The sequence below is a fragment of the Microcoleus sp. AT3-D2 genome (assembly GCF_036705715.1).
Lineage (GTDB): Bacteria > Cyanobacteriota > Cyanobacteriia > Cyanobacteriales > Microcoleaceae > Microcoleus.
On the sequence record NZ_JAUBVE010000021.1, the window covers coordinates 68,618 to 92,611 of the forward strand.

Below are 23,994 nucleotides of genomic sequence, written 5' to 3' on the forward strand. Positions count from 1 at the left end.
TCCTCGGATAGTATTCGGTGGTTGGCAAGTAGGTGACTTTACTTTTTAGATTAGGAGCTTCCGCTGCACATTTGGTAAAGTACCTCGCTCTTATAAAAACTTAACGCAACTTTAAAAACAGTAGATTGTCATACCAAAGACAGATGTGGCCTTTAACGGGAGAGAAGTGTATCAAACTTCAGCCGAGCAGTTTAGGGGCCTTCAGTTGCATAGTTCTGGTTAAGATTAATGTGTTGTGGGCTACTGTCGATCGTCCTCTGCATCCATCCCTGACAACTAAAGTTATGGAAGCATTTGTCAATGAGCAATTATGCTCAGAATTTACTCGGATTTTGGTTACAAAACTCAGATGGGCGCGATCAAGCAATGATGCCGAGCACCATATCCTTCTTTTGTGACTCTGGGAAAATAAAAATGAGAACCAAATTTTCAACTGTAGATAAATCAAGGATTTGAGCATTTATTTTCTAACAGAATGGCTGAAATAAAGGTTTTTGGTAAAAGTCTTATGATATAACCATCCCAGATTATTTTCTGCCGAAACTGACAAAAGAGGGATATTTATGCTGACCCACTCCCAAATCCCGAATTTTTTACTCCTAGAAAAGCAGTTTTTTTGAGTAATCTTACTGATTGACAAATGAAATTAAGTCTTCAGTTGTTACCCATGCTCTGCCTCTGAAATCGTCATTTACCACAAGTTTAAAAAAGTTGTCCTGCTAATGGATCGATTAAACAATGGAAAGTTTTATCCCTGAAAACTCTGAAAACTGTCACGGCTGGGCCTCCAAGCCAGACTTGTACAAAGAGTTGCAAGGAACCAAAGAATTACTGCTGACGATCGGCAACTCGATGCCAATGCCACTGATCGTCAGCAGTCTGGCGGACGGCACAATTCTTTATAGTAACGATTTAGGCCGTCAGGCTTTCGGGTTCACAGGATTCAAGTCGATCGAGCACCAAAAAGCCGAAATGCTCTACCACAACCCTGCAGAGCGCCAGGAATTGCTGTTGTGGCTCGCCCGCAACGAACACGTCCGCGAGACAGAAGTCAGGCTTAAAAAAGCTGACGGTACGCTTTTTTGGGCAAGTGTATCGATGCGGTATCTGACATTGGTGTCAGGGAAAGCTGTTCTGTCAGTGTTCAGCGACATTACTGATCGGAAGCGAGCGGCCGCGAAGGAGCAGGAATTGCTCACCTCAATCCACTCGCGGGCCCGCCAGCAAGCGGCCGTCGCTTACTTGGGGCAGCAGGCCCTGGCCGAAACAGATTTGTCTGCACTGATGGACAAAGCTGCGGTTTTAATTGCTCAAACCCTGGACGTTGATTATTGCCAGGTGTTAGAACTGTTGCCCTCTGGTCATGCTTTTCTGCTGCGAGCGGGGGTTGGCTGGCAGCCGGGCCTCGTCGGCAGCGCTACTGTTGCCGCTTCTGCCCGATCGCAAGCAGGTTACACATTGCTAGTGGGCGAACCGACAATCGTCGAAGATTTGCGGGTGGAAACGCGCTTTAGCGAGTTGCCGCTCCTGCACAACCACCGGGCTGTCAGCGGCCTTACTGTCATCATTCCCGGCAATCGGGGGCTGGGGAGCAATTGGGGACAAGCAGAACCAGCCAACAGTTCATCCTCGCCGGCCTGGGGCATTTTGGGGGTTCATACCAGCCAAGAGCGGGTTTTCAGTCAAGATGACGTTTATTTTGTCGAAGCGATCGCCAACGTGTTAGCTGCGGCGATCGAGCGAATTATATCGCAAGAGCGCTTACAAATGATGGAACGGGCGATCGAAAGTTGCAGCAACGGCATTGCAATCACCGACGCGACAGTTGCAGATAATCCGATTATTTATGTCAATCCGAGTTTTGAGCGGATTACGGGTTATAGCAGAGACGAGTTAATGGGCAAAAATTGCCGATTTTTGCAGGGCACAGACACTGACAGCCCCGCTGCCAGACAATTGCGAATTGCGATTGAAGAAGGCAGAGAATCTCAAGTTATATTACGCAACTTTCGGAAAGACGGCACCCCTTTTTGGCACGAACTGTCGATCGCTCCGATTTACAACTCGCGGCGACACTTAACTCACTTTATTGGAGTACAAACAGACATTACCGACCGCCAGCGCTCGGAAGAAGAATTATTTTTAAATTCTCAAGCTTTAGCAGCGTTTAGCGCTAATCTAAAACACTTGCATCGGATTACAACTTATCATTATCAAAACTTTGAAGAGCTGGTTGACGATTATCTAACAGCAGGCTGTTTGATGTTTGGACTTTCTATAGGGATCATGGCTGAAGTTGAGAGCGAAACTTTTATTGTGCAGGCAGCGAAAACTGATTTAGGATACTTCGTGCGAGGCTTAGAATTGAACCTCAGCGATACTTACTGCGCCGCAGTCATTAAACTCAATAAAACAGTTTCGTATTCTCATATAGGAGCAGACATAGAGATGCGCGAACATCCAGCTTATCAAAGCTGCAAATCAGAATCTTACATCGGAACGCCGATATTTGTCAACAATAAAACCTACGGAACTTTGAGTTTTAGTTCGCCAGAAATAAAGAAAAGAAAATTTAAGTACGAAGAAATAGAAATCATAGAATTGATGGCTCAAAGTATTGGCAAAATTCTGGCGGTTCACCAAATGGAAGTCGAACGCCAGCAGGCTGAAAAAGAGCGATGCGAGTTGATAGTATCTCTCAAAGAAAGTGAAGAACGCTATCGCCGTTTAGTAGAACTATCTCCCGAAGCTATCGCCGTTCACAGTCAAGGGAAAATCGCCTACATCAATGCTGCCGGCGCAAAACTCCTCGGTGCGAACTCTCCCGATGCGCTAATCGGCTTTCCCATATTGCATTTCGTCCATCCAAACTATGTGGAAACTGCCAAAGAGCGCATCCGGCTAGTCGAGACAGAAAATCAGCCGCTCGACCTTGCCGAACAAAAACTGATTCGGTTCGATGGACAAATAATAGACGTTGAAGTTGTCGGCATCCCCGCTACTTATCAAGGCTCAACCGCCGCCCAGATTATTATCCGAGATGTCACCGAGCGCAAGCGAGTAGAACGGGAACTGCTGCACGGCGCTTTTCACGATGCGCTGACAGGTTTGCCCAACCGCGTTTTGTTCCTAGACAGGCTAGGACAAGCCATCCGCCGAGCCAATCAGTCCCCGGATTACAAATTTGGTTTACTTTTCCTCGATTTAGACCGCTTCAAAGTAGTTAATGATTCTTTAGGACACGTTTTAGGAGACAAACTGCTAATCGCCCTCGCCCAGCGACTGCAAACCTGCGTCCGGGTTTCTGATACCGTCGCCCGGCTGGGGGGAGACGAATTCACCATCCTGCTAGACCACATTCAGAGCCTCAGCGACGCCACCCTCGCAGCTAAAAAGATACAAAAAGAACTGACGAAGCCGTTTCATCTCGAAGGGCACGAAGTATTTACCACCGCTAGCATTGGCATTGTTTTCAGTCGAAGCGAAGCCCCCGCCAGTGGCGAATCGAATCAGTACACTCACCCGGAAGAATTCCTACGCGATGCTGACATCGCTATGTACCGCGCTAAAGCTTTGGGTAAGGCCCGCCACGAAGTGTTTAATTTGGCGATGCACGACCAAACTATGTCGCTGTTGCAGTTAGAAACTGACCTGCGGTTGGCTATTTTGGGCAAGGAGGAATTAGGAGAGAGCAAGGATCAATGTTCGCACTTTATTGTGCACTACCAACCGATTGTTTCGATCGCCAGCGGTGCGCTCGAAGGTTTTGAGGCCTTGGTGCGCTGGCACCACCCAGTTCGGGGTTTAGTTCCGCCGTCTACTTTTATCCCTGTAGCTGAAGAAACAGGTTTGATCGTGCCTCTGGGAGCCTGGGTGTTGCGGGAAGCTTGTCAGCAATTGCGGATTTGGCAAGAAATGTTAACCGAGGAACAGGGAAGAAGTCCAATGGAAGTCGGAACAAGACCCTTCGACTCCTTTCGGCTGCACTCAGGGCAACTCGCTCAGCGTAACAAGAAGGAAGAAGACGCTTCGACTTCGCTCAGGGTAACAACAGAGAAGAGGGCAACGGGCAATGTAGAGGATTTAACTGATGTAACAGATACAGGGCATGAGGAACACGGAACTTTTACTGAGCGTAGCCCCAGTATTGGTCACAGGGAAGAAAGAATCGGTAAAAAATTACCAATTCCTAGTTACCAATTCCCGATTAGCGATTTCCACTCCTCTATTACCAATTCCCAATTCCCAATTACCAATACTTCGGCTACGTTCAGTACAGCTTCCCCGGTATCAATTCCGAATTTTAAATTACCAATTATTGCTCCTTCGCAATTAACAATGAGCGTCAATCTTTCTCCTAAACAGTTAGGTTTCCCGAATTTAATCGATGAAATCGATGAAATTTTAGCAGAAACAGGCTGCGATCCGAGCTGTTTAAAATTGGAGATTACTGAAAGCGCGATCGTGGAAAATGTCAAGAAAGCCAATATTGTGCTAGCCGAATTAAAAGGTAGAAATATTCGATTGTCGATCGACGATTTCGGTACTGGCTATTCGTCTTTAAGTTACTTGCACCGTTTTCCGCTGGATACACTGAAGATCGATCGATCTTTTGTGAGCCGCTTGGGGGCTGTCGAAAACGGTGACGACGGGGGTCAGCCTTTGCAGATTGTGCGGGCGATCGTAACTTTGGCTCACAATTTGGGATTAAATGCGATCGCCGAAGGTGTAGAGACAGCCGAACAGTTAGCACAGCTTAGAGAACTAGACTGCGAATTAGCTCAGGGATATTGGTTTTCTAAACCTTTGGACAGTGATGCTATTACTGAAATGCTTACAAAAATCGATTGATTTATAAAAGTTTCATATTTTTTGAAGTTCCTCTGCGGGGGAACTTCAGCTTAAATGTAAAGAATTTGGTTTTCCATTTCGTCGGCTGTTGTGGTATTGAGGATTGAAACCAGCCTACCCACAATTTTCCCATACGGATGCCGGACTGCAATGATAATTCCGTAATGTTTTCCCTCCCGACTGAAATATTCTTGAGCAAGCGCTTCAAAATCATTTCGATTGTGGGTGAGAATAGCTGCTTTTTGGCTAATAGGATACTCCAACTGCTCGACATCTGTTTTTCCGAGTTGCCCTGCTTGTTTGGCAGTTGTTGCTTCAAAACCGCGAGAATGTAGCAAGCTAGCTACAAGCACATCGACATCTTCATCTCAATAGACATGAATAAAAATTTCACTCATCGATCTTTGACTCGCGGATCGATTAACTCATCGGGAATGCGGTTAAGTTCAATATACTTGTTAATTTCTGCTTGGCAATCTAGATAGTAGCTCAAGGCATCAAATACTTGCGCTAGGGTGAGGTGTGGCAAACGATGAGGAATCTCTTCTGGCGAAACTCCAATACGCCACATCTCCACGATCGCCCGCACCGGAGTTCGAGTACCCTTGATAATCGGTTCACCACTCAGAATTTCATCATTCCTGACAATGTGACAGTGTTCTGTTGATTGAACCATATTAGTTTGATTTCTCTATTTTGGAGAATCCATAAATATTTTAGCTCAATTAGTTCGCGATCGCACGCTTCTACCTCAAAAACCCGGTTTCTGGCGATCGTCCTCAACCTAAAATGACGCAATTACGTTAATAAACCGGGTTTTTGCGTCCCTGTTTTGCCGATGCCCCATTAACAATTAGCTTTGAGGGGAATCTCGATCGCCAATTCTGTACCCTGTCCCGGCGAAGAAGTGCATTTCAGCGACCCGTTGTGTCTGTCTGTAACAATTTGATAGCTAATTGACAAGCCCATCCCAGTGCCTTTACCCACAGGTTTAGTGGTAAAAAACGGGTCAAAAAGCCGAGTGCCGACAGTCTCCGGTATGCCCGGCCCGTTGTCAGAAATCCGAATGATTACTTTGCCCGCTGGCGATATTTCAGTGCGGATGCGGATGCTGCTGGGCTTTTGCCGCATTTCCTCAGCAGAACGGCGCATATCCCGTTCTTCCAAAGCATCCAAAGCATTGCTCAAGATGTTCATAAATACTTGATTTAACTGTCCGGCATAACATTCTACTAAGGGCAGTTGAGCGTATTCTTTAATCACCTCAATTTCGGGATGATTGTGTTTAGCTTTGAGCCGATGCTGCAAAATCATCAGGGTGCTATCTATGCCGTCGTGTATGTTGACTGCTTTCTTTTCAGCTTCGTCCATGCGAGAAAATGTGCGGAGAGAAGCAACAATTTGTTGAATTCTGTCTGCACCGACTTTCATTGAAGAAAGCAACTTTGGCAAGTCTTTCATCAGAAATTCGAGTTCAATATTGTCTACTTCTTCTTGAATTTCCTGGACTGGATCGGGATAGTGGTTTTGGTAAAGTTCGATCAGGTGCAGCAAGTCTTGGGTATAGTCGTTGGCGTGGCTCAGATTGCCGTAAATAAAATTAACTGGGTTGTTGATTTCGTGGGCGACTCCTGCCACAAGTTGACCGAGACTTGACATTTTTTCATTTTGAATTAACTGCGATTGAGTGCTGGTTAATTTCTGCAATGTTTGTTCTAATTCGAGAGCTTTATTGCGAGTTTGGGCGTAAAGATCGGCTTGGTTGAGAGCGATCGCCAATTGAACTGTAACCGCTTGCAATAATTCTACTTCGCCCTCACTCCAGGGTCGCACAGCAGCAGAGTGGGAGCAGGTAACAACACTCACTACTCCCGAAAGTGCCTGCATCGGAATTGCCAACACAGATTGGTAGCCTAGAGAGTTAAGAGACCTTCTCCAAACAGGGTCTGCGAGCGATCCGACATCATCGATTTGCAGCGTTTCTAGACGCAACATCTGTTCTCCTATAGTGCCGAAAGCAGAAGCTTTATAGCAACCTATTAAATTGGGAAGTTCTATTCTGCGAGATTCTTGAATAATTTCCCAAAAAGCCTCTTCTTGTTCGCTGCGGTACCAGGAAAAATAGCACCGATCTATCTGCATGAAAGCCCTAATTTCTTGGACGGCGACAGCAATAATGCTGTCGAAATCGAGGGAATTGCGAATTTGAGTAGTGAGGTTGTTGAGCAATTTTTCTCGCTCTGCCTGCTGTCTGAGTCGGGCTGACGATTGCCTCAAGGCAATTTCTCCCCGCTTGCGATCGGTAATGTCTTCGGTGACAGCTAATAGATATTGCGGTTTGCCATCAGCATCGAGTATTGCGGTTTTCTTTGTATGAAATATGCGAGTATCGCCTTCTCTTGTTTGAATCAGTTCTTCGGGAATGTCTACAATTTGCCCGCCCGCTAGCGCTTCCCGGTCTTTGGCGGTGAAAAAGTCGGCTTGTTCTCTGGGGAAAAAGTCATAATCATTTTTGCCCCTAACTTCTACTGCACTGAAACCGAGCAACTCTTGGGCCGCCGGGTTCCACAGTACAAATCGCAAGTCTTCTGCTTCTTTGGCAAATACTCCTACGGGTATGGTGTTGAGAACTGATTCCATAAACTGTTGAGCCTGTTGGAGTTCTGCTTCTGCCTGTTTGCGATCGCTAATATCTCGGACGTTGGCAATGATGCTGAGATTGCCGTTGAGATTAATTTTGGACAGGGCAATTTCTGCATCAAAAGTTGAACCGTCTTTGGGACGCCTGGCTTTCCATTCCACGCGACCTGTTTCGCCGGCTAATACTCTTTCCCAAAGTTCTCCCATTTGTTCAATGGGATTGTCACCACTTGAATAGTCCTTTTTAATTGATAATTTTGTTGCTTGTTCTGGGCTAACTCCGTACATTTCTAACATTCGATTATTGAAATCGAGAATATTTCCTTCTAAATCGTGAATCAAGATAGCATCGTAGACATTGTTAAAGATTGTTCGCAAGTTTTGCTCGGAAACTTGCAGCGCTGCTTCTGCCTGTTTGCGATCGCCAATTTCTTGTTCTAATTGCGTGACTGCTTGGGAAAGTTCGGCCGTGCGATCGCTCACTCTGTCTTCTAACTCGACTGCTGCTTGCCGTAGTGCTGCTTCGGCGGCTTTGCGATCGGTAATGTCGAGCGCCGTACCGAACAGTTTTACCACCTTGCCGTTCGCATCGGTTTCGGCTTTGCCCACGGCGTTCAGGTATCGCAAGGTGCCGTCGGGACGGTAAAAGCGGTAGTCAAAATCGTAGGGAATGCCGAATTCAAGGCTCTGCTGTATTTGCCTTTGCCACAATTCCACATCTTCTGGATGGTACAAAGAGATTTGCTGCTCTACGCTGGGCGCTGCCGCAGCGGGTTCGAGTCCGTAGATGCGGAAGAGTTCTTCCGACCAAGTGACGGTATTCGTAGCTGGGTAGAATTCCCAATTGCCGACGTGGGCGACTCTCTGGGCTTCTTTTAGCTGCCGCTGGCTCTCGCGGATGGCGGTTTCGGCAACTTTTCGATCGGTAATGTCGAGCAGGACACCGCAAAATACAATTTCGCCGTTCTCGCTGCGGGTGGGCATGGAGTCGCCCTGCCACCAGCGAATCTCACCGTCGGGCTTGACTAACCGCCCTTCATAGTGCCAGGGAGAGAGGTTTTCTACGGCTTCGTTGACGGAAGCGAGGTGGGCTTCCAAGTCTTCGGGGTGGATTCGAGAAATAAATGTATTTAAGTCTCGCGTCATTTCTGCTGCTGTAACGCCCGTGATATCTTCGATACGATCGCTCATATAGTCAACTCTCCACACTCCCTGGCTGCTGCAAAACTGGAACAAAGCTCCGGGCATGGTGGCTGCGATCGTCCGGAACCGGGCTTCGCTGGCCGTGAGGGCGGCAAAAGTCTGGCGCAGTTCTGCCGTGCGTGCTTCTACTCTGCGCTCTAGTTCTGCGTTGGCGTGTTGCAAGGCTGCTTCTGCGCGCTTGCGATCGGTAATGTCGGTGGCTGTACCGGTGGTGCCGAGGCAGTTTCCGGTTTCGTCGTAGAGGGCGATCGCGTTAAACATCAAATGTTTCATGCTGCCGTCTTTGGCGATTTGCGTGGTTTCGTACTGGAAAATTGATTCTCCGGCCACTAGGCGGGCGAAAACTTCTAAATCTTTCTGGCTTTGTTCTGGTGTCACAAAGTCGGAGAACGGCCGACCGATCATTTCTTCTGGTTCGTAACCGTAGATGTACTTAACTGCTGGGTTGACGAAGGTGTAGCATCCTGAAGCATCGACCGACCAAATCATGTCTTGGGAGGTTTCTACCAGGCTGCGGTATTTGGTTTCGCTGGCTTTGACCGCTTCTTCTGCTTGTTTGCGTTCCGTCATGTCGCGAGACACGCCGACAGTCATTGTAACTTGGCCGTCTTGATTGCGGATCGGTGTTTTGACGGTGCTGAACAGCCGCACTTCTCCGTCGTAGCGCGTCACCGGTTCTTCGGAAATTTGCAGAGTGTGTCCGGTGTCAAATACGAAGGCGTCATCTCTGACGTACTGGAGAGTATTGTCGGGATTGGCGAAAGGTGCGTCTACGATGTCTTGAAGTTCCTCTTGAGTCATGCCGTAATAGTCGCGGAATGCTTGATTTGCCCAGACGATTTTCGATTGGGGGCCTTTGACTAATACCATATCGGCGATCGAATCGAGAATTTGGTGATATTTTTGCTCGCTGTCGCGGAGTTTCTGCTGCGTGGATTCGATTTGTGCTATTTGCCTCTGGGTTTGCAAGTGCAGTTCGGCTTGGTAGATGGCAACTGCTAAATGGTCGCCTACTTGTCTGGCAAATTCGATTTCGTCTTCTTGCCACTGGCGGGGTTGACCGCAGGAGTGAATGCACAGCAATCCCCACAAATGTTTCCCTTGCAGCAGCGGTACGACTAAGTTGGCTCGAATTTGAAACCGCTTGAGGATTTTGAGGTGACAAGGGCTCAACCGAGCTTTGTAGATGTCCGTGACTGCTTGAACGTATCCTTTGGCATAGTTGGCGGCAAATTGTTCGCCGAAGCAGTAGTCGCGGACTCTTGCTCCCAAAGATGGGCTGTATTGGGGCAGTACGTCTTCGGAAACTACTTCGCCCTCATTACATTCGGATTCGGGAAAGAAGCGATAGACGGCGACTCGATCGGCATTTAGGAGTTGCCGGACTTCGGTGGCTGTGATTTTGAATATTGTTTCTAAGTCTAGGGATTCACGAATTTTGTTAATAACACCCATCAGCGCTTGCAGCTTTTTGAACCAGGTTTGAGACTGCGTTTCTCTTTCTAGGTGAGCTAGCTTCTCGCGCAGGTTGTTGACTTCGTGATACAGGTATTCATGAAACATAATGCTTTTTATTTAGTTATTTTGCGTTTTGGTATCGAGGTTGATGGCCTCTCAATAGTGTTCTGCAAGTTGAGCCTGGTAACTTAAAAGGGCAAAGAACCTATTCTCCCCCTTCTGCTAGCACTTAGCATCTACTCAGGCTGCATTTCCGTATTTTTTCTAGATTGAAAAGTCAATGGACTATCTTAGCTGCCGTATATTTACTGAAAAAGGGGCATAATTTGCTACTTCATCAATTTTCAATTATGGAGAATAATGCTAACAAAACTTACACATAAACCCGGTTGTTTAACGTAATTAAGCTAGGGAAACTCCCAAAGTAGAAACAAGAAACCCGGTTCCATTTCGCGATCGGGAGGAGCGCCCTGACTAATTTTGACATTTTTTCTGCTCGCCTTCGGTTGCAATTGTCACCTTTTTATTATTACCGCAAACTCGCTCTATGGTTTCCTTGGTTTTGCGATCGAATATCCTGTTGAGCTCGCCTCTCTTAAAATTTGTTTAAATTTACGCGATCGCCTTTTCTATACTTTTCATTAATTCTAGATTTATCGATCCTAAATTAGATTTTATACAGCCTTTATGGCAAGCCAAACTTTGAGATAGTTTTCCTGGCATTCTCATTATTTTATGCGATGGATTGAATTTTTTAAACTGATTAAACTTCACCCAATCAGAGGTTAGTTTTCCGTAAAAGAGTTGAGGTAGTTGCAGGCTATAGTTAAATTGGTTCAACTCAAGGGCTATCGCTACCGCAACGGGTTCGCACGCGAGTTCGGGATAGCTACCCTTCGGGAACGCTTCGCGAACGCACGCGCGGAGACTTTTTGCCCGATTTTTGACAAGTATAAAAATTTTAGATAATACAAATATTTAGGGTATCACATTTTTGGCTAAAGTAAAGGTATTTCAAGCTCGATCAATAGAAATGGGGATCGCGAGGATTAAAGTTTGGGCGAAGTAATGATAAATTCCGTAGAAACTCGCATTTCCCTTTCTACCTTTAAAGTGCCAGCCTGTGGTTCGGCAATAATATCGCGAGTGAGAGATCAGCCAAAACCGACTGCTTCTGCTGTTGGTTTAGTAGTAAAGAAAAGATGCCAGATTTTTGCTTGAATTTATAGAGAAACTCTGATGGTATTGTCGCGCATACCAAGTTCAACTGCTTTTGCCAGTTTTTGCATTTTTACCAAATTTTTGAGAGTAAATTTTATGTTTATAGATCGGTTCCTTGCAGCCATTTTTCGGCTTGTGAAATACAGCCTAACAAGCATGAACACTGATATTTTTTATCAAAGCGCGGTTGAAATCCTAGAAGCCAACTTCCGACAGAGCGATCGCACTGTCATACTCAGTATAAATTATTATATTGAAGCGACGAGCGATCGGCTGCTATGATCAAGGAACTGCTACAAGCTTAAGAAGCAGTTTTCAGTATCGCCTTTGCTTCCTCAATATTTTCGGCAACCAATTTGCCTGACTCGATAAAGGCTGCTCTTTCGGTATCGCTGAGTTCGAGTTCCACTATTTGTTCTACTCCCTGATATCCCAAGCGGCAGGGTACTCCTAAAAAGATATCTTGCACGCCGTATTCGCCGTGCAAATAAACGCAGCAAGGCAAGAGTCGCGACTGATTAAATAAAATAGATTCTACCATCAAACAGGCAGAAGATGCGGGTGCAAAATAAGCACTACCAGTCTTCATCAATTCGACAATTTCTGCGCCGCCGTGGCGAGTCCGCTGTACGAGTCGATCAATCGCCCCAGCATCCATAAGTTGATTGATGGGAATACCGTTGACAGTGGAATAGCGGGGCAAAGGAACCATTAAATCGCCGTGAGAACCGATGACAGTTGCATTGATTTCAGCATTTGAAACGCCCAATTCCATGGCAATAAAAGTTTGAAAGCGGGCGGAGTCGAGAACTCCCCCCATACCCATGACTCGGTGTTTTGGCACATCGGCAGCTTCCCAAGCTAAATAAGTCATGATATCTAGGGGATTGGTGATGACGATTAAGATTGCTTCGGGAGAATGCTCGATCGCCTGTTTTGAGGCTTCGGTGACAATTCGAGCATTGATTTTAATTAAATCTTCGCGATTAATACCGGGTTTGCGGGGCACTCCGGCGGCAATTACTATGATATTTGAGTTTGCCGTATCTGTATAATCATTTGTACCAACAATTTGGCGATCGTGGCGTTCCACTCCCCTAGCTTCCATCAAATCCAAAGCAACGCCCTGCGGCCAACCCTCCACAATATCTAGCAATACTACATCTGCCAGATTTTTCTCAGCAATTCGCTGGGCTAACGTACTACCGACTTTGCCTGCACCAATAATTGATACGCGGTTTGATGGAGAATTCATTGGATTTTAGATTTTAGATTTTAGATTTTAGTAATCAGCTTAATTGGGGAAAGGTGCGCGGTGTGCACCCTTCGCTACATTAAGAACAGTGATGTTTAGTTTTGGTGAGTTACTTAAAATCTTCGAGTTGGTCTACCCGCAGCCAAATATTCGGGGTGGGAACTTTGCCAAATTTGACGAAGGCATAGTCGCCGCGAACATCCATCACTTCGCCCTTTGTTTCAAATATATACGAGGAAAAGCGCTGGTCGCTGGCTTTGGCTTCTAGACTGTTTTCCAATTTTTCGCGTACAGCGCGAACTATACTGCCTTTTTTGATTGCCATAACTTGCTTTGTTTAGTTTAAAAAACTATACAAATTTTAATCTAGATTTGGCTTGAAAGTCACTCGTCGATTGAAATCGCTACTAAACAAACGAAGTCCGCCTACGCGGACTAAGGAATAAAGGGGTGTGATTCGTGGGGTAAATCTACAATCTAAAATCTAAAGCCTAAAATCCATTGACTGCTTCCTATGTCTGACAAATGGGGCAAAAATGAGTCGATCGCCCTGCTAATTTTATACGTTCGATGGTTGCGGAGCAAGTGCGACAGGGCTGACCAGCGCGATTGTACACCCAAGCGACGCCGCCGTAGTTGCCGTTGACACCTTGGACGTTGAGAAAATTGCTAAAAGTGGTGCCGCCGGATGCGATCGCCTTCTGTAAAACTTGAATAATAGCTGTATGGATGCGTCCAATTTGCTCTGCGGTCAAATCCGCGCACAGAGTTGTGGGCATCACTCCCGACAAAAACAAAGTTTCGTCTGCGTAAATATTGCCCAAACCAGCTATCAGTGACTGGTCTAGCAAAGCTGTTTTAATTGGTCGCGCCCGCCGATGCAGCTTGCGGGTCAAATATTCTGTTGTAAACTCGTCTGAAAACGGTTCGGGGCCTAAGAGTTTCAGACCGATGACAGTGCTGGAAACCTCGGTTTCTGCCGGCACGTACCACATTTGCCCGAAGGTGCGCTGGTCTACAAAGCGCAATTCTTGGTTTCCCTCAAAGAATAGCCGCACTCGCGCGTGTTTTTGCAGGGGTTCGGATCTGTTCACCCACAGCAGTTGTCCGGTCATCCGCAGGTGAACGCCCAGCCAGCCGGCTTTTGAAGGCAAAAGGGAGGGGGAGAAAGAAGGCGTTCGGGAAGAGTTTGGAGTTTGGGCAAGAAATTCTCCCACTCTCCCCCTCTCCCCCTCTCCCTCTCTCCCCCTTTCCCTTTCTCCTTCTGGGAATTGAGATAGTTCTGCCAGTAGATATTTGCCGCGTCTGTACCAGCGGGCGATCGACTTTCCTTTGAGTTGTGTCAAAAAATCGGTCGCAGAGATTGAGCGGGCGATCGTGCTGTTTAACAACACGTCCCCGCCCAACATTTCTCGATCGAGGGTTGCTTGATTCAAACCCCGGCAAATAGTTTCAACTTCTGGCAGTTCTGGCACAATTAGCGTTGTTCTGTTCCTTGATTTGGCGAACCTTCGGCGCTGCCCGGAACTTCGGCACCGGGTTTGCTGTCCGTCGAAGTTTTCGGCTGCTGGGGGGCTCCTCCGCTGCCGGTTTTCCGGGTTTTCTGGTCTACCGTGGTTTGTTTGCCGCCGGAAGCTACTGGAGTCCCTGTTTTCGCTTTTGCTTTGGGTGCTGCTACTTCCACTAATTCGCTTTGGGCGAAGTTGTTGGTGTTGACGCCTGCATAATTTACGTTGTTAAAGCGAACGATAACTGGGTATTTAATGCCGCTTTGGTCTACCGTAGCAACGGTGCCCACTTCTTGATACCAGTAGGATTCTTTGCGGAGAATCCGGACTGTAGAACCGCGTTGAACCATGAGCTTTTTTTCCTTTGCGATGAATAAACGGATCAAGCCATTTTTTTTACTCTAGTCGATCGCGCGGCGCATTTAAAGTCTGCAACGGAATTTTTACCTCGCGCGCCGTTTTTTGTCTGCGGTTTGTAAAGAAAAGTAAATACTTTGGTAGGGCGATCGCTGCCGTTGCAAAATAAATAAACTCACATTATCCGTCAAATAAAACCAGTACGAGCGAGTTGAAAACAAACTTTACAAATAGTTATGAATTGGTACAGTTAAATGTTGTTCTGCGAAATTCTGATAAGTCATGACTGAACCTCACGCAACAGTAATACTCGCGATTAGTGCGGACGGTAAAATTGCAGATGCAGTACGATCGCCCGCGAGATTCGGTTCTGCCAACGACAAAGCCCACCTCGAACAGCAAGTAGCAGCAAGTGACGCGGTTTTGTTCGGCAACGGCACGTTACAGGCTTATGGAACGACGATGAGAGTGATTTCGCCGGAATTGCTCGAACAGAGGGAACTGCAAGGGAAGCCCCTACAACCGGTGCAAATTGTGTGTTCGCGATCGTCCCAATTTGACCCAAATTTGCGATTTTTCCAGCAACCGGTGCCTCGGTGGCTGCTGACGGGGCAAGACATTAGGCACACGGCAATGCCGTTTCCCTACCCGATGACAAACAGTAAGTTTGATCGAATTATCTATGCGAAAACCGCAGGTGGAGAGATTGATTGGATTGATGCGTTTCAACAGCTAGCAAACTTCGATATCCAACGTTTGGCGATTCTGGGCGGGGGAAAGCTGGTAGCGTCTGTGCTGGCTGCAGGCTTGGTAGACGAACTTTGGCTGACGGTGTGCCCGTTAATTTTGGGCGGCGCGGATGCACCGACACCAGTGGAGGGAAAGGGTTTTTTGGCGGATTTAGCTCCGAAATTGCAGCTTTTGGCGGTTAAACAGGTGGGACAAGAGGTATTTTTGCATTATCGGGTCGATCGAACTAACTAAAGCTCAAACGTACTCCGAGACTAGGGTTTGACGATTAAGCCCTCCGATCCCCCCTAGCCCCCCTTAAGAAGGGGGGAACCGGAGGCGCTCAAAGTCCCCCTTCCGATCGAAGTCCCCCTTCTTAAGGGGGATTTAGGGGGATCGGGTGTCGGACAAAAGCGAGATTTGTCAGGTTTCAAGGTTCAGTTGACACCAGTTGCCATTCAGCTTTCCCAGCGAGCGAATAATTGTATTAAGTTAAATGAAGTTCGATCGCTCTACGCTCAAATCTCCCTATGCTGAAACAGCCAAAACCTGAATATTCTGTAGCCTGGATTAGCAAAATAGGCGAAATCCCGCAAGCGTCGTGGGATGCCCTGGCGATGCCACTAAAAACTCCATTTCTGGAATGGGATTGGCTGAACAATCTCGAAGTATCGGGCAGTGCAACAGGTAAAACCGGTTGGCTGCCGCATCACTTGACTGTGTGGCGAGACAAACAGTTGATTGCTTGCGCGCCACTTTATGTCAAAAGCCATAGCTACGGCGAATTTGTGTTCGACAATCAGTGGGCCGATTTAGCTCAACGTTTGGGTGTTCAATATTATCCCAAATTGATGGGAATGACGCCGTTTACTCCGGCTGAAGGCTATCGGTTTTTGATTGCCGAGGGAGAAGATGAAGACGAATTAACCGAAGTAATGGTAAGCGCGATCGACCATTTTTGCGATCGCCACAATATCTCCGGCTGCAATTTCCTTTATGTCGATCCCGAATGGCGCGAAAGAATGGAACGCCACGGTTTCAGCACTTGGATGCACCATAGCTATATTTGGCAAAATCAAGGCTATCAAAATTTTGACGGTTATTTAAGCGCTTTTAATGCTAACCAGCGCCGCAATATCAAACGCGAACGCAAAGCAGTCGATCAAGCTGGTTTGTTGGTAAAAACGCTGACTGGCGATGAAATTCCCCAAGCTATGTTTGCTCAAATGTATGCTTTTTATGAGAATACTTGCGACAAATTTGGTTGGTGGGGCAGCAAGTATCTGACTAAGCGATTTTTTGAACAGTTGCACCACAATTATCGCGATCGAGTTTTATTTGTAGCCGCCTACGACAAGGAAGATGACAGACAGCCTGTGGGTATGTCTTTTTGTTTGTATAAGGGCGATCGACTGTACGGGCGTTATTGGGGAAGTTTGCAGGAAATCGACTGCTTGCACTTCGATGCTTGTTACTATACGCCGATCGAATGGGCGATCAATCGGGGCATCCAAAGCTTCGATCCCGGTGCCGGCGGACGGCACAAAAAACGGCGCGGCTTTCCAGCTACGCCAAATTATAGTTTGCACCGATTTTATAACAACCGTCTGGCGCAAATTCTCAAGTCTTATATCGGTCAAATCAACGAAAGAGAACAGGAAGAAATTGATGCAGTCAACGAGGATTTACCTTTTACTAAGTTACCTCCTTTGTTACTCGGCGATTGACGGTTGACTGGGAATTTGGAATTGGAAATTGGGAATTAGTAACAGCCCATCGGTGTCAACCTAATACTAAAACCCTGTGTATATCTCGTTTGTATCGAAGTTTTGAGCCCCCTAGATCCCCCTTGAGAAGGGGGACTTTGAATGCTCTTTCCCCTTTATTAATGGGAGTTAGAGGGGGCGTAAGAATACTCTTGTCCCCCCCCCTTATTAATAGGGGTTAGGGGGACTAGAAACTCAACTATAAACGATATTTATTATGGATTTTAGTCTTAAGTTGACACGAATGATAACAGTCAACAGTCAACAGTCAACAGTCAACAGTCAACAGTCAACAGTCAACAGTCAACAGTCAACAGTCAACAGTCAACAGTTAAACTAATTCAAAATTACCTTGCCATCTTCCTGGATTTGCAGCGATTTTGTATCAGCGGCCAACTCAGTTGTCGCGCCGAAACTGACTTGCAACATTCCCGGCATCGCGGTTGCTTGGGGGCGAACCAGCAGCAATCCGCCGTCTGGGCGCTGGTAAGTGAGGGTGATTGGCACTTGGAGGGTTTTAAGCACAATTTCAGATTGTTCCCCCAGAGTGCGCGGCTGGGTGACGCCTACGATTTGATAATTGATGACAGCATTGGTGGTATTCACCAGTTTAATTACTATCATGCCTTCGCTAGGCGTAACTCGCGCACTGGGCATGGGGAAACGGGCAGGCGCTTCTGTTGGTGTAGAGGGCATCTCGCTGGGGCCCGGACTGGCAGCCGGAGTTGGTTCGCTGACGGGTTCTTCAGTGGCTGCGGGAGTCTCTGCGGGTTGGGAAACGGGTTTTCCTTGTTGGGGCGGTGGGCCGCCTGCCTGGGAAATTGTTGCGAGACTAACGAGTAAACCTCCGCAGGTGGCTGCTAGCAAGCTGATTTTTTTTAACGGTAGATTGTGGCGAAACATAAATAACTCCTCACAAGTTCGATCGAGGTTGTCCAACAAAGTTCATGTTAATCTATGCGGGAATTGAATTTTAATAGCTGGGTTTAGGCGCGATATAGGAAGAATCAGGCTTCATGTGTAGATTTTGTGATTAAACGCTGAGGGCGCACAGGAAGAGGGGAAGAGAGGATTTTTAGAGGCGAGATGCTTAGGATTTGTGTGCGGGGAGGCTGACGGTAACGGCTGTACCTCGATCGACTTGGCTGTCAATGCGGATTTGGCCGTGGTGATTTTCGACAATTGCTTTGGCGATGGCTAATCCTAAACCGGAACCAGCGGCGCTGCGGTGGGTGCGGGCGGGATCTGCGCGGTAGAATCGATCGAACAAATGCGGCAGGGCTTCTGCGGAAATTCCGATACCGGTGTCTGTTACTTTGATTTGCAGCGCTGGATTTAATATCGGCGAATTTCTTTTGTTTTTAGCTGCAAGTTGCAATTTTACTTCAATTTCGCCGCCAGAGGGCGTGTACTGCACGGCGTTGCTGACGATATTGGTAAACAGTCGGGCTAGTTGATCCCAGTCGCCCAACAGTGTAAAGTTGTCCTCAGCGTTGGGCAGATCGACAATTTCCAAAGAAAGAGAGAGATTTTGGGTTGTGGCGATCGCCTGTTGTTCTTCAATTACCTCCATCAGCAAAGCATCGAGAGGAACCTCAATCCACTGCTGCTGAACGATACCGCTGTCTTGTCTGGCTAAAAACAGCAAATCGTCAACCAAGCGCCCCAAACGGCGCGTTAGGCGTTCGATAACTTGTAGCTGTTGGTACTGCTGCGGTTCGATATCCGGTTCGGCCAAAGCTACTTGGACGTTAGTTTGAATAGTGGCGATCGGATTTCTGAGTTCGTGAGAAGCATCAGCGGTAAACTGTTTGAGACGCCCGTAAGACTCCCGTATCGGTGCCATCGCCAATCCCGACAGCAGCCAGCCAATAGCTGCAACGCAAATTAGAGTTAAACCCGCGCCCAAAATCAAATCGAGAATTAATTGGCGGATGGGTTTTGTCACTTCAAACCAAGGATGGCTGACTCGCAAATATCCCAGAACTTGGCGGCCACTTTCTACTCGCTGCGTTACTTGTCTGAGGGAATAATTTTGATCCGACTGCAACTTATTATTAATTATCCAAACTGTTTCGCCGGTGCGGTTAGCGTGAATGGGAATATTCAGCGGTTCCGATAATGTAGACCATAGCAATTCGCCCGTAGGACTGAACCATTCTAAATCAATGTGGTCATCTTCTACTGCATCGGTGCTATCTCGAAAACTGGCTTGAATATTAACTTGCAATTTATTTTTATCTTTGGTATTAGGGAAAGTTGGCGGTTCGATAACGAGAGTTCGCTCTATTACTTCGACAACATGATTGAGGGTGTCATCTATGCGATCGATCAAAGTATTGCGGACGTAGAAATAGAAACCTGTGGCGAATACAAGTAACAATACAGCAGTAACAGCAGTGTACCAAATAGCGAGGCGGCGGCGGGTAGCTTGGAACATATTGCGAAAGAAGTTCGGCAACGGATTGTGTAATGGATTCAATAGATTTAACCGATTTAATAACTATAACCTTCTTCTATTATCTTCTTCTCTTCTTCTCTTCCTTCGTGCCCTAGCGCTAACGCGCCACTTCGCTAACGCGCCTTCGCGGTTCGTTAAAAAAAGCCTTGTTCGCAAATTATCTCAAAAAACTCTAACAACTTTCCCTTCTTGATACTTCAGACAGATGTCGAGAGAGCTGTCAGCATAGTATTATAAGCGCGAAACTTTTTAGGTAAAAGCCTGTGAATAAATTTTTATTTCGAGCCGCGATCGGGCTATTAATGGCATTTTTTGGAGCAATAACCTATTTTACAAACGACGTAGAAAATCCGGTAACTGGAGAGAGACAGCGCGTGCAGCTTTCTCCCCGCCAAGAGATAGTTTTGGGATTGCGGGCGCGAGATCAAATGGCGGCCAAACATGGGGGGCTTTATCCTAGCCAGAGTATTCAGCAGTATGTTGATCGAGTCGGCGAACGAGTTGTCAACAGTTCGGCGGCGAAACAAGCGGGTTATCCGTTTGAATTCCACCTGCTGCGAGACGCCCAAACTGTCAATGCTTTTGCTTTACCGGGGGGACAAGTTTTCATTACTGCGGGGCTGCTGCGCCGGCTGAATTCGGAGGCTCAGTTGGCCGCTATACTGGGGCACGAAAGCGGTCACGTTGTGGCCCGCCATGGTGCGGAACACTTGGCAAAACAGCAGTTCGGCAGGTCTTTGGTAACGGCGGTTGGGGTGGCTACTAGCGACGATCGCGGGGGCGGGCAGCAGGCAGCATTAATTGCTCAAGCTGTCAATCAAGTTGTCGGTTTGCGGTACGGTAGATCGGACGAACTTGAGAGCGATCGGCTCGGTTTTCGGTTTATGACGGAAGCGGGTTACGATCCTAGAGGTATTGTTGAGGTGATGAAAATTCTCGGTTCCGCTAGGAAGGGCGAAGCGCCACCGGAGTTTTTGAGTTCTCACCCAAACCCTGAAAACCGAGTTCAAAAGTTGCAAGCTTTAATCACGAAAAATTACCCTAACGGCGTTCCAGCTAATTTGGTGTCTGGACGCGATGAGTTTGCTAAGAATGTGTCGGGCGGTTAGCAATAATTGCATCGGGCTTTACAAAAGTTATTACTAAAGGCGGATCTAAGTTCGGCTTGGAGTTGGCACGATCGACTTAATGAGCGATCGAGCAATTGGAAAGTTGAAAACCATGATTGAATCTTGGATGATTATCGGCGGCGTGACTTTCTCAGTCGCGTTCGGTACTCTGTTTTTTAAACTGCGCGATATTAACTGGGCAGTCAAACTTGAAAGACCGGATTGGATGTTTTTTGAGCCTGCTATTCCGTTAATTTGGACGGTGATTTTTGCTTGCGGGGCCGGCAGTGCTACTTTCGTGTGGGAACAGGAGCCAGGGAGCCTTAAAACTTGGCTGCTGATGGCTTTGTACTTGCTTTTAGAAATTGTAACAGTTGCTTATATTCCTGCTACTCTCAGAGCCAAAAGTCTCAAAGTAGGGACGATTTTGGGAGGGGCTGGCGAGATTGTGGGAGCTGTGTTGACGTTGGCTGTTTTGCCGATTTCTCAAACAGCGGCTTTGTTACTTTTGCCTTACGTGATTTGGGGTGCGATCGGCACTTATACCACTTGGGAAATGATTCAATTAAACCCAGAAGCTGCATAAATATTCGGTGTTTTTCGGCCCCCCTACATACTATAACGCTCTTCTCTTCTCTTCCTTCGTGTCCTTAGCGTCTTCGCGGTTCGTTAAAAAAAACATTGTTAATAATAGCAAATCTGTGATAGCGGGTTAACCCACCCGATAAAGTGAGGAAATCCGCTTAACAGTCTGTGGGTATTTGATGAGAAAATAAATGAATAAAACTGCTTTAAATCAAAGGATGACAGTTATCAATGGCTATTAAAGACCAGCCCCAAGCACCTCGTTTTCGCCAAATTAGCAATATTTTGTTATTGCTCTCAAGTTTGTTTTTGCTGGCAAACATCTTTTTACCGAATTTGTTCGGCCCCCAAATTCCGCAAGTACCTTACAGCTTGTTCGTCCATCAAGTACAAGAACAAGATGTAGTCCGAGCTTCGGTAGGTCAAAATGAAATTCGCTACCAACTCAAAGGTGAAGGCGACAAACCCGGTCAAGTGCTGTCAACTACGCCGATTTTTGACCTGGAATTACCTAAACTTTTACAAGAAAAAGGCGTTGAATTTGCGGCAACTCCTCCTTCCAAAAATGGCTGGATCGGCAGTGTTTTAAGCTGGGTAGTTCCGCCGCTGATTTTTGTGGCGATTTTTCAATTTTTCATGAACAGACAGGGCGGTGGGCCGCAGGGCGCGCTGTCGCTCGGCAAAAGCAAAGCTAAGGTCTATGTAGAAGGCGAATCGGCGAAAATTACTTTTGCTGATGTGGCTGGAGTAGAAGAGGCTAAAACTGAATTAGTCGAAGTTGTTGAATTCCTGAAAACTCCCGATCGCTTTACGGCAATTGGCGCGAGAATTCCGAAAGGCGTGCTGTTAGTCGGGCCTCCGGGAACTGGCAAAACTCTGTTAGCTAAAGCAGTGGCTGGTGAAGCTGGCGTGCCGTTTTTTAGCATCTCCGGTTCGGAGTTTGTGGAACTGTTTGTAGGTGTTGGTTCTGCAAGAGTTAGAGATTTATTCGAGCAGGCTAAGAAACAGGCTCCTTGTATTATTTTCATTGATGAATTGGACGCGATCGGCAAATCTCGTAGCAGTAACGCTAGCTTCGGTGGGAATGATGAACGCGAACAAACTCTCAATCAATTATTAACTGAAATGGACGGTTTCGCGGCGGGCAATACTACGGTAATTGTGCTGGCTGCAACTAACCGCCCAGAAAGCTTGGATGCTGCTTTGTTGCGCCCTGGTCGTTTCGATCGCCAAGTTTTAGTCGATCGCCCCGACTTATCCGGCCGCGAAGCAATTTTGAACATTCACTCTCAAAAAGTGAAGTTGGGCCCGGATATTGACTTGAAGGCCGTCGCCACTCGTACCCCCGGTTTTTCGGGCGCAGATTTGGCAAATTTGGTCAATGAAGCTGCTTTGTTAGCCGCTCGTAACAAGCGACTAACTGTGGCGCAGGAAGACTTTTATGAGGCGTTTGAGCGCGTTGTAGCTGGCTTGGAAAAGAAAAGCCGGGTGCTCAACGAAAAAGAGAAAAAGATTGTAGCTTACCACGAAGTCGGGCACGCGATGGTGGGTGCTGCGATGACGGGCGGCGGCGAAGTGTCAAAAATCTCGATCGTCCCGCGCGGTATGGCTGCATTGGGTTACACGTTGCAAGTACCCACTGAAGACCGTTTCTTGTTAGATGAATCGGAGTTGCGGGGTCAGATTGCTACACTGCTTGGAGGGCGATCGGCTGAGGAAGTGGTGTTTGGTAGCATTACTACTGGCGCTTCAAATGACTTGCAAAGGGCGACTGATTTAGCTGAACGGATGGTGACGACTTACGGGATGAGTAAGGTTTTGGGGCCTCTAGCTTACGATCGAGGTCAACAATCAATGTTCCTCAATGACGGTATGGGAAATGCCCGCCGTGCGGTAAGTGCTCAGACTGCTGAGGCGATCGACCAAGAAGTGAAGGAAATTGTCGAAACTGCACATCAGCAAGCTTTGGATATTCTGACAGCAAATCGGGAATTGTTGGAAACAATTACGCAGAAACTGTTGGAAACTGAGGTGGTGGAAGGTGACGCACTTCGCGAATTCCTCGGTCAAGTGCGGCCTTTAGATAAGGTTGCGGCTTCAGTTTAATAGGGTTTAATCAGACTTACCCATGAGAGTCCAGAAACCGGGTTTTTTACGAATTTGTCGGCTACAGCGAAGTATTCTCAGTAAAAACCCGGTTTCTTTTCTTTCTTTATTCACTGAAATGGGCAACAACAATGTTTCTTTTATTTCTTCACGAACATTGGTGTCAATATTAGACTGATTCATAAGACAGTAAAGGAGAAGATCGTTAGCTTTATAATACTGACAAAATAAATTCTTTTGCGTGTCACTTAATACCCATCTATGCCCAATATTCCGGTGTTCAATTGCAATATTATGAAGAGCTTTCAACACCCGGTAATCTTTACCTCTAAAATGTAAAGTATTTACTATACATAACAATGTTGAACGAAATTCTGTATTTATTTCTAGTGCTGTTAACATTTTTATACGTATGATAGTTTCTTCTATTCTTTCTGAAAACGTAACTGTTTCTATAAGATAATACATCAATCTGTCAATTATAAGGTCAATCTCATTACTATCAGAAATTTGCCCATCTAATACTTTAGATAGAGTACGAAATTTATGGAATGGGTCTGAAACTAACGATGCTATACTCGGCACTGAATTGAGGACACGGGCTAGATAAAGCGCCCGAATAGCATTTTGCTGATGAGATGAATTTATAGATTTGGATTTGTTATTTACTGTAGTTTAGACTAAAAAATGAGCGCAGCTAAAAGTAGCCACCTTTGAATCTCAGGCAAGCTGTTGCTCAAAAACT

At 46.7% G+C, this 23,994-nt stretch carries 16 protein-coding genes and 1 pseudogene; 7 read left to right on the forward strand and 10 right to left on the reverse strand.

All coding sequences use genetic code 11. The features are described 5' to 3' along the window. Positions 1-738: 738 nt before the first annotated feature. A complete protein-coding gene (locus tag QUB44_RS12140; RefSeq protein ID WP_333367280.1) occupies positions 739-4,851 on the forward strand; it encodes an EAL domain-containing protein in 4,113 nt (1,370 codons plus the stop codon). Between the two features lie 50 nt (positions 4,852-4,901). On the opposite strand, the pseudogene QUB44_RS12145 reads toward QUB44_RS12140, so the two are convergent. The 3 genes and pseudogenes from QUB44_RS12145 to QUB44_RS12155 all read right to left on the reverse strand — a co-directional run. Beyond that, positions 4,902-5,207, reverse strand: a pseudogene (locus QUB44_RS12145) (DUF5615 family PIN-like protein); the annotation flags it as partial. 38 nt (positions 5,208-5,245) lie between these two features. Beyond that, the gene (locus QUB44_RS12150; RefSeq protein WP_333367283.1) at positions 5,246-5,527 is read right to left on the reverse strand and encodes a DUF433 domain-containing protein; all 282 of its coding nucleotides are present in this window, start codon (positions 5,525-5,527) and stop codon (positions 5,246-5,248) included. Positions 5,528-5,697: 170 nt separating this feature from the next. Further along, a complete protein-coding gene (locus QUB44_RS12155; protein WP_333367286.1) occupies positions 5,698-10,257 on the reverse strand; it encodes a PAS domain S-box protein in 4,560 nt (1,519 codons plus the stop codon). 1,272 nt (positions 10,258-11,529) lie between these two features. Here QUB44_RS12155 and QUB44_RS12160 point away from each other — a divergent pair. Continuing rightward, a complete protein-coding gene (locus tag QUB44_RS12160; RefSeq protein WP_333367289.1) occupies positions 11,530-11,655 on the forward strand; it encodes a hypothetical protein in 126 nt (41 codons plus the stop codon). 19 nt (positions 11,656-11,674) lie between these two features. Here the strand turns inward: QUB44_RS12160 and mdh are convergent, their stop codons facing one another. The 4 genes from mdh to QUB44_RS12180 all read right to left on the reverse strand — a co-directional run bounded on the left by mdh (position 11,675) and on the right by QUB44_RS12180 (position 14,486). Then, complete coding sequence (mdh, locus tag QUB44_RS12165; protein ID WP_333367293.1) at positions 11,675-12,628, reverse strand: malate dehydrogenase; 954 nt, start codon at positions 12,626-12,628, stop codon at positions 11,675-11,677. Between the two features lie 109 nt (positions 12,629-12,737). Beyond that, positions 12,738-12,953, reverse strand: a complete 216-nt coding sequence (locus tag QUB44_RS12170; RefSeq protein ID WP_015178120.1) for an NAD(P)H-quinone oxidoreductase subunit O — start codon at positions 12,951-12,953, stop codon at positions 12,738-12,740. A gap of 187 nt (positions 12,954-13,140) precedes the next feature. Next, the gene (locus QUB44_RS12175; RefSeq protein WP_333367296.1) at positions 13,141-14,103 is read right to left on the reverse strand and encodes a DNA-formamidopyrimidine glycosylase; all 963 of its coding nucleotides are present in this window, start codon (positions 14,101-14,103) and stop codon (positions 13,141-13,143) included. A gap of 2 nt (positions 14,104-14,105) precedes the next feature. Next, a complete protein-coding gene (locus tag QUB44_RS12180) occupies positions 14,106-14,486 on the reverse strand; it encodes a photosystem I reaction center subunit IV (RefSeq protein WP_333367300.1) in 381 nt (126 codons plus the stop codon). A 289-nt stretch (positions 14,487-14,775) separates the two neighbouring features. On the opposite strand from QUB44_RS12180, the gene QUB44_RS12185 reads away from it, so the two are divergent. Both QUB44_RS12185 and QUB44_RS12190 read left to right on the forward strand, forming a co-directional pair. Next, a complete protein-coding gene (locus QUB44_RS12185; RefSeq protein WP_333367303.1) occupies positions 14,776-15,477 on the forward strand; it encodes a RibD family protein in 702 nt (233 codons plus the stop codon). 275 nt (positions 15,478-15,752) lie between these two features. Further along, entirely contained in the window at positions 15,753-16,949 is a 1,197-nt protein-coding gene (locus QUB44_RS12190; protein WP_333367306.1) for a GNAT family N-acetyltransferase, read from the forward strand. A gap of 375 nt (positions 16,950-17,324) precedes the next feature. Here QUB44_RS12190 and QUB44_RS12195 read toward each other — a convergent pair whose 3' ends face one another. Beyond that, a complete protein-coding gene (locus QUB44_RS12195) occupies positions 17,325-17,891 on the reverse strand; it encodes a hypothetical protein (protein ID WP_333367308.1) in 567 nt (188 codons plus the stop codon). A gap of 187 nt (positions 17,892-18,078) precedes the next feature. Then, on the reverse strand, positions 18,079-19,428 hold the full coding sequence (locus QUB44_RS12200) for an ATP-binding protein (RefSeq protein ID WP_333367311.1): 1,350 nt from the start codon (positions 19,426-19,428) through the stop codon (positions 18,079-18,081). Between the two features lie 284 nt (positions 19,429-19,712). On the opposite strand from QUB44_RS12200, the gene QUB44_RS12205 reads away from it, so the two are divergent. From QUB44_RS12205 to ftsH4, 3 genes are all read left to right on the forward strand, one after another. Further along, positions 19,713-20,558: a M48 family metalloprotease gene (locus QUB44_RS12205; RefSeq protein WP_333367314.1), complete on the forward strand. Its 846-nt coding sequence runs from the start codon at positions 19,713-19,715 to the stop codon at positions 20,556-20,558. Positions 20,559-20,670: 112 nt separating this feature from the next. Then, on the forward strand, positions 20,671-21,144 hold the full coding sequence (locus tag QUB44_RS12210; RefSeq protein ID WP_333367316.1) for a tryptophan-rich sensory protein: 474 nt from the start codon (positions 20,671-20,673) through the stop codon (positions 21,142-21,144). Positions 21,145-21,374: 230 nt separating this feature from the next. After that, entirely contained in the window at positions 21,375-23,249 is a 1,875-nt protein-coding gene (gene ftsH4 / locus QUB44_RS12215; RefSeq protein WP_333367319.1) for an ATP-dependent zinc metalloprotease FtsH4, read from the forward strand. Between the two features lie 6 nt (positions 23,250-23,255). Here the strand turns inward: ftsH4 and QUB44_RS12220 are convergent, their stop codons facing one another. Then, entirely contained in the window at positions 23,256-23,834 is a 579-nt protein-coding gene (locus QUB44_RS12220) for an NACHT C-terminal helical domain 2-containing protein (RefSeq protein WP_333367321.1), read from the reverse strand. Positions 23,835-23,994 lie beyond the last annotated feature (160 nt).